Genomic DNA, 6,365 nt, shown 5'->3' with positions numbered 1-6,365 from the left:
TCAAGCCGGCTCCTGGCCGGCACCGCGGCGCGTAGTGCTGGTGGTGCAGGAACGCCCCGATGACCTGCTGCTGCATGCCTTCTTCCTGGTCACCAACCTCGGCAAGTTCGACTGGCCGCCGGAGAAGATCCTGGCGCTCTATCGCAAGCGGGGCAGCGCCGAAGCCCATATGGGCGAGGTGAAGTCGGCACTCGACGTGCACCTCTCGTCGACGGATCGCGGCGCCTCCACCGTACAGGACGTGATGGCCCGCAACGAGGTGAGCCTGCTGCTCAGCCTCTACGCCTACCAGGTCCTGCATGGCCTGCGCTGCCTGCTGGAGCGGCAAACCCGGCAAGGCTGGAGCCTCAGCCGGATGCGCGAGCAGGTGCTGAAGGTCGCCGCCACGCTGAGGCTGCACGCTCGGCGAATCACCGTTCATCTGGGTGCCGCCGCCGACAAGTGGTGGCCGACCTTGCTTAAGGGGCTGCCAAAGCTGACCGCACTGAGCTGACGCTCCTGCGAGACCACCACAGCACCAGAAGTCGAGCGGCCGCGGGGGCGGTCGGCGATCACGGCTGCTTTGAAGGTCGAGATTAATTCCTGGAGGTTATAAATCGGCGAAAGAAACGTAGCGTTCGGGCATTACGAAGCAGGCGCTCACGCCGGAAATACGGGTCCTTACGAGCAATGCCGATGGCACGTAGCTTCAGACTGCCCAATCAGAGCCCTCGTGAATGAGGCGGGCTTAAGGGACCGCTGATCAATTCGTCTCTAAGCGGCTGAAACGCTCATAATGGCACTTTCACTACATCAGCGGTTCCTTAATCACACCCAATACTACGTTTTATTCGAATTCCCATCTCCGACATTCATCAGCGCCTCCCCTGCGCACATCGTTGCCTTGAAAGCAACAAACACATCTCTTTTGGCACTCGTTCCTGCCCGCCAAGTCGCTTAGCGTTACCGATGCCCACAACGACACAGACAACGGCAAGGACAGGACATGTATTCATCCCCCTTTTTCACCCAGCCACAAATTGACGACGCGGTGGCCGTGCGCCATCAGCTTCACCAGCATCCAGAGCTCAAATTCGAGGAAACTGACACGGCCAAACGGGTGGCCGAACGGCTGACGTCACTGGGCTATAAGGTCACCGAAGGCATTGCTACTACCGGCGTACTGGCCGAGCTGGACACCGGCCGAGAAGGCCCAGTGATTGCGTTCCGGGCCGATATGGATGCGCTGCCGATCAAAGAAGCCAACAGCTTTGCGCACCGCTCCCAACGAGAAGGGCTGATGCACGCCTGCGGCCACGATGGACACACAGCGACGCTGCTGCTCGCCGCTGAAGCGATTATCGCCCAGCGCGATCAGCTCTGCGGCCACATCAAACTGCTGTTTCAGCCAGGAGAAGAGGGTGGAAACGGGGCCGATAAGATGGTCAAAGCGGGCGTGCTCCAAAACCCGCAGGTAGACGCGATTTTTGGCTACCACAACCGCCCTGGCTTTCCCGAAGGGCAGCTGTTCGTCAAACCAGGCTCCGCCATGGGCGGTAACGACACCTTCAAAATCACCATTGAAGGCGTCTCCGGCCACGCAGCCATGCCGCATTTAGCAGTCGATCCGATCTATGTTGGCGCGTCTCTCGTTCAGCAGCTGCAAGGGCTGGTGGGCCGCCATAAATCACCGCTGGAAGCAGGCGTGATTACCGTCGCGGCCTTTCAAGCAGGCGACGCTGCCAACGTGATTCCAGGCCAAGCAGAGCTGCTGGTGAATATTCGCAGCGACCGGGAAAACTCCCGCGCTGCATTGGTCGGCAAGCTGGAACAGGTCGTTAATGGGGTGTGTTCCGCTCACGGCGCGCGTTTTCAGCTAGAGCATCAGCACCAAATCCCTCCGTTAGTAAACGATACCGCTTGGTCGGAGCGTGTGTTGGCGATTGCCGCCGAACAAGGCGTCAGCGCCGATATTCAGCAGCTGGACTACATGCCCACCATGGGCGCTGAGGATTTTGCGTTTTACCTGCAAGAAGTACCGGGGTGTTTCTTCTTTGTGGGGAACGGCGACAGCGCCTACCTGCATAACGAACGCTACGACTTTAACGATGCCATTCTGCCCGTCGCAGGCGGCATGTTTGTGGCGCTGGCCACATCACTACTGAAGCGCGACTAACAGCGCTAGCCGCCACGTTAAGTGGCATAACAACGTTGAATAACAAGGCTTCTTATAAGGAAACTGTCATGCAAGGTGTTCTCGCTTCCATCGAGCGGGTAGGCAATAAGCTGCCGCACCCGTTTATCCTATTCACTATTTTGGCCGCCCTGGTGGTGGTTATTTCCGCTATTTTAGCCACGCTAGGCGTCTCGGCGATCAACCCACAAACCGAGGCAGAAGTGACCGTTCGCGGCCTGCTCTCCGCGGATGGCGTCGAGTTCATGCTGACCAGCGTGGTCAGTAACTTCGTCAACTTCCCGCCGCTTGGGCTGATTCTGGTGGTGATGTTCGGCATTGGGCTGGCCGATAAAGTGGGCCTGATGTCGACGCTGATGCAGGTGAGCGTCGCCAAAGCACCGCCCTCGCTGCTAACGTTCTGCGTATTTATGGCCGGTATTTGCGGCAGTATCGCCTCCGATGCCAACTACCTCATCCTGATTCCGTTGGCCGCCATGGTGTACTACTCGGTGGGCAGGCACCCGGTGGCGGGGGCTGCCGCCGCTTACGCAGCTGCCGGGGCTGGATTTGATGCCAGCCTATTCATCACCGTGGGCGACGCGCTGTTTGCAGGCATTACGACCGATGCCGCGCGCCTAGTAGACCCAGACGCTTACATCTCGCCCGTAGATAACTACTACTTTGTGGCCTGCTCAGTCTTTGTACTGGCCGCCGTCGGCACCCTGCTGGTCGATAAAGTGGTAGAGCCACGGCTACAGCGCACGCTCCCTATGGGTAAAGATTTCAAAACCGAGATCGTCACGCCAACGCTGACGGAAGCCGAAAAGCGTGGCCTCAAGCGCGTAGGATTGGCAACGCTGGCCTATATTGCCCTGGTGCTCCTGGCAGTAGTGCCCGAAGCCTCGCCGCTGCGCAACGAAGACGGCGGTTTGATTCCTTCGCCGTTTCTGCGCTCGCTCGTGCCGCTGATGTTTATCTACTTCGTCACCATTGGGTTGGTGTACGGAATCACCACCGGCAAGATTACCAGCAGCCGCGATGTGCCCCAGCGCATGGCGGAATCGGCCAGCGACCTCGCCCCTACCCTGGTGCTGTTCTTCGCGATCTCGCAGTTTATTGCCTACTTCCGCTGGTCGGAGCTTGGCCAGTTTATCGCCATCGAAGGCTCGAACGTGCTGCAAAGCACCGGCTTTACCGGGCTTCCCCTGGTTGGGGCGTTTATTGCCATGAGCGCGGTGCTGAACGTCTTTATGACCAGTGGCTCGGCTCAGTGGGCGCTGATGGCTCCTGTGTTTGTACCCATGCTGATGATGATCGATTTCGACCCTGCCTTCGTGCTGGCGATGTTCCGTATTGGGGATTCCAGCACCAACATCATCTCGCCCATGAGCCCCTACTTCTCGGTAGCATTGGTGTATATGCAGCGCTACAAACCGGACATGGGGCTGGGCACGCTGATTGCCACTATGCTGCCCCTTGCCATGGGCTTCTTGCTGGCGTGGTCGGCGTTTCTGATGTTCTGGCTGATGATGGGTTGGCCCATCGGCCCGGGTGTTTACATGATGGCGAACTAGCGCTACTGCATCGCCATCATCAACTTCCACAAATAGTCGGCAGCGGGCGAGAGCCTTCTGCCGACACGCTTTACCAAGTTGCCCTGGCTGCTGGCCGCCATGGGGTGATCAATCGGGATTGCTTTCAGTAGCCCCGCCTCAATCTCGCTGCGTGCAGCAGCCGCAGTCATAAACGACACCCCAATGCCCGCGCTCGCCATACGCCGCGAGACAGAGTGCAAATTACAGCGATACGCCGGTGTGGCAGGCTGCCCCGCTGCGCCAAATAGCGCATTCACAAACTGCTGAGAGCCCGACACATCGGGCAGAAAAATTAGCTTATGCTGCAGCAGTTCCGACACGCTCACACGCTCATGCCCTGCCAACGCATGGGAAGGCGCCACGAGCGCACACAGCGGCCCTCGCTCGAAAGAGTGCACCACCAAACGTGGGTCAGAGATCGGCCCATAGGTAATGGCAATATCCACCTCGTCGCTGGCCACCATCTCATGGGGTTCGCGAGGATAGTAAATGCCGGTTTTGATCTCGATGAGTACGTCCGGATAGTGCTCAGAGACCCGCTTCATCACATGGTTGATAAAGCTATCCACAAAGCCATCGCCCACCGACACCACCACCTTCCCGGCCTGCAAGTTACGTAGCCGCGACAGCGTATCGCCCAGCTCAGAGTTCAGCCGCCGCTGGGCCAAAAAGCCATCCACCACCAGCTGACCCGCCTCCGTGAGCATCACATGCCGCCCCTGACGCTCCAGCAGTGCCATGCCCAGCGCCTGCTCCAACGAGCGGATCTGCCGGCTCACCACCGACGGGTTGGTATGCAAATGCTCCGCCGCCGCGCGAATACCGCCGCAGCTGCTGACCTCCAAGAGATAGAAGGCGCGTTTGTCGAGTAGGGTCATGGAGGCTTCATCCAGAGCGTGGTGCACTCAAAGCGTGCTAACGATTGACGAACATCCTAGCGGTTGCGCGCGAACGGTCAATTCGATGAAGGCCATGGGGAATAAAAACAGTTAGGCACGTCATGTAGCGTGCTTGCCGAGCCAGTCTATGCATGTGTAATAACGATCGCCCTGGCACCGCGACACGGCCCAGGGCGAGAAAGGCTGTCAAACGAGCACTGCGTTAGCGGGTGCTAGGTTGACGCGCGGCCAGCAGTTTGGGTATCCACCAGGGCAGCACCAGTAGCAGCACCGCGGCCACCCAGAGCCCTAAGGAAATGCCCGATTGCCATAGGATCCCGACGTCGCCACCGCTAATGGAGAGGGCACGGCGCAGGTTCTGCTCCATCAGTCCGCCCAGCACGTAGCCCAGGATGACGGGAGCCAACGAGAAACCCAGCTTACGCAGCAGATAGCCAAACACGCCGATCAACAGCATCAAATAGATGGCGAAGAGGTCGGAGTGAAGCTGATACACCCCAACGAACGCCAAAATGGCAATGGCGGGCACGAGCACCCAACGCGGAATGGTCAGCACCCGAGCGAAGACACCGGCCAGTGGCAGGTTGAGCATCAGCAAGACGATGTTGCCAATGTACAGAGACGCGATCAGCCCTCCGGCCACTTCAGGACGTTCGATAAACATCATCGGGCCCGGCGTGATGTTGTAGAGCATCAGCGCACCGAGCAGGACCGCCGTCGTACCCGACCCCGGGATGCCCAAGGTCAGCATGGGTACGAACGAACCTACCGCCGCAGCATTGTTGGCCGATTCCGGCGCTGCCAGCCCGCGCATGTCGCCGGTGCCGAAGGTGTTATCTTTATCGGAGAGGCGCTTTTCCGTGGTGTAGGAGACCGCCCCTGCCACCGACGCGCCGGTGCCCGGCAGTACGCCGATGATGAAGCCGATCAACCCCGAGCGGATGATGGCTCCTTTACACCACAGCACCTCTTTGAGACGGACGAAAACGCGCCCCAGGACCGGCAGCTCGCCGTCGTCGCCCTTGCGCTGCGAGTGTTCCAGCATCAGCAGAATTTCACTAATGGCGAATAAGCCGATGATCATCACGACGAAATCGATCCCGTCGTAAAGCTCGGGCATACCGAAGGTATAACGCAGTACACCGCTGCCCGAGTCAATGCCGACGGTGCCAATCAGAATGCCGAGGACGGCGCCAATCGCGGTTTTGATGGGGTCTTTGCCCATCATCACCGACATGGACGAAAACGCGAAGACCATGAGGGCAAAAAACTCTGCCGGGCCAAACAGCACTGCCACCTTGGCCAGCAGCGGCGCAAAGAGCGTCAACCCTAGAATGGCAATGGTCGCACCAATGAAGGAGCTCACGGCGGACAACCCCAGCGCTGGGCCTGCCAGCCCTCGCTGCGCCAGCGGATAGCCATCCAAGGTAGTCATGACCGCCCCAGCGTCACCCGGGACATTGAGCAAAATACTCGACATGCGGCCGCCATATTCGGCGCCGGTGTAGACCGCGGCCAGCAAGATCAATGAAGACTCAGCGGGTAACCCTAGCGTATAGGCAAGCGGCATGAGAATCGCGATGCCGTTGATGGGGCCAATGCCTGGCAAGGCGCCAAACAGCGTGCCCAGCAGCGCACCCAGCAACGCCAAGCCTAGATTGAGCGGGGTTAGCGCAACGCCAAACCCCTCGATAAGGAAATCGAACATCGTAGCAA

At 59.2% G+C, this 6,365-nt stretch carries 5 protein-coding genes; 3 read left to right on the top strand and 2 right to left on the bottom strand.

The window, feature by feature from the left end; translation table 11 throughout:
• From NH344_RS03440 to NH344_RS03430, 3 genes are all read left to right on the top strand, one after another.
• The coding region (locus NH344_RS03440) for a transposase (protein WP_253027543.1) at positions 1-493 on the top strand (493 nt) is incomplete at its 5' end.
• 492 nt (positions 494-985) lie between these two features.
• Entirely contained in the window at positions 986-2,155 is a 1,170-nt protein-coding gene (locus NH344_RS03435) for an amidohydrolase (RefSeq protein ID WP_044630605.1), read from the top strand.
• A 68-nt stretch (positions 2,156-2,223) separates the two neighbouring features.
• Positions 2,224-3,729 (top strand): AbgT family transporter, encoded by a 1,506-nt coding sequence (locus NH344_RS03430; RefSeq protein WP_044630604.1) that lies wholly within the window; start codon positions 2,224-2,226, stop codon positions 3,727-3,729.
• 2 nt (positions 3,730-3,731) lie between these two features.
• On the opposite strand, the gene NH344_RS03425 is transcribed toward NH344_RS03430, so the two are convergent.
• On the bottom strand, positions 3,732-4,628 hold the full coding sequence (locus NH344_RS03425; RefSeq protein WP_044630603.1) for a LysR family transcriptional regulator: 897 nt from the start codon (positions 4,626-4,628) through the stop codon (positions 3,732-3,734).
• Between the two features lie 223 nt (positions 4,629-4,851).
• Positions 4,852-6,357, bottom strand: a complete 1,506-nt coding sequence (locus NH344_RS03420; protein WP_044630602.1) for a tripartite tricarboxylate transporter permease — start codon at positions 6,355-6,357, stop codon at positions 4,852-4,854.
• Positions 6,358-6,365 lie beyond the last annotated feature (8 nt).

Origin of the sequence: Halomonas sp. Ps84H-12 (genome assembly GCF_024124725.1) — a bacterium.
Taxonomy (GTDB): Bacteria; Pseudomonadota; Gammaproteobacteria; order Pseudomonadales; family Halomonadaceae; genus Vreelandella; species Vreelandella aquamarina.
Note: the sequence above shows the minus strand (reverse complement) of the source record. Positions and strands in the feature narration are given on the sequence as shown.

Coding starts and splice junctions, on each gene's coding strand:
- NH344_RS03430 (WP_044630604.1), top strand. CDS start 2,224: ATGCAAGGTGTTCTCGCTTCCATCGAGCGGGTAGGCAATAAGCTGCCG.
- NH344_RS03425 (WP_044630603.1), bottom strand. CDS start 4,628: ATGACCCTACTCGACAAACGCGCCTTCTATCTCTTGGAGGTCAGCAGC.
- NH344_RS03420 (WP_044630602.1), bottom strand. CDS start 6,357: ATGTTCGATTTCCTTATCGAGGGGTTTGGCGTTGCGCTAACCCCGCTC.
- NH344_RS03435 (WP_044630605.1), top strand. CDS start 986: ATGTATTCATCCCCCTTTTTCACCCAGCCACAAATTGACGACGCGGTG.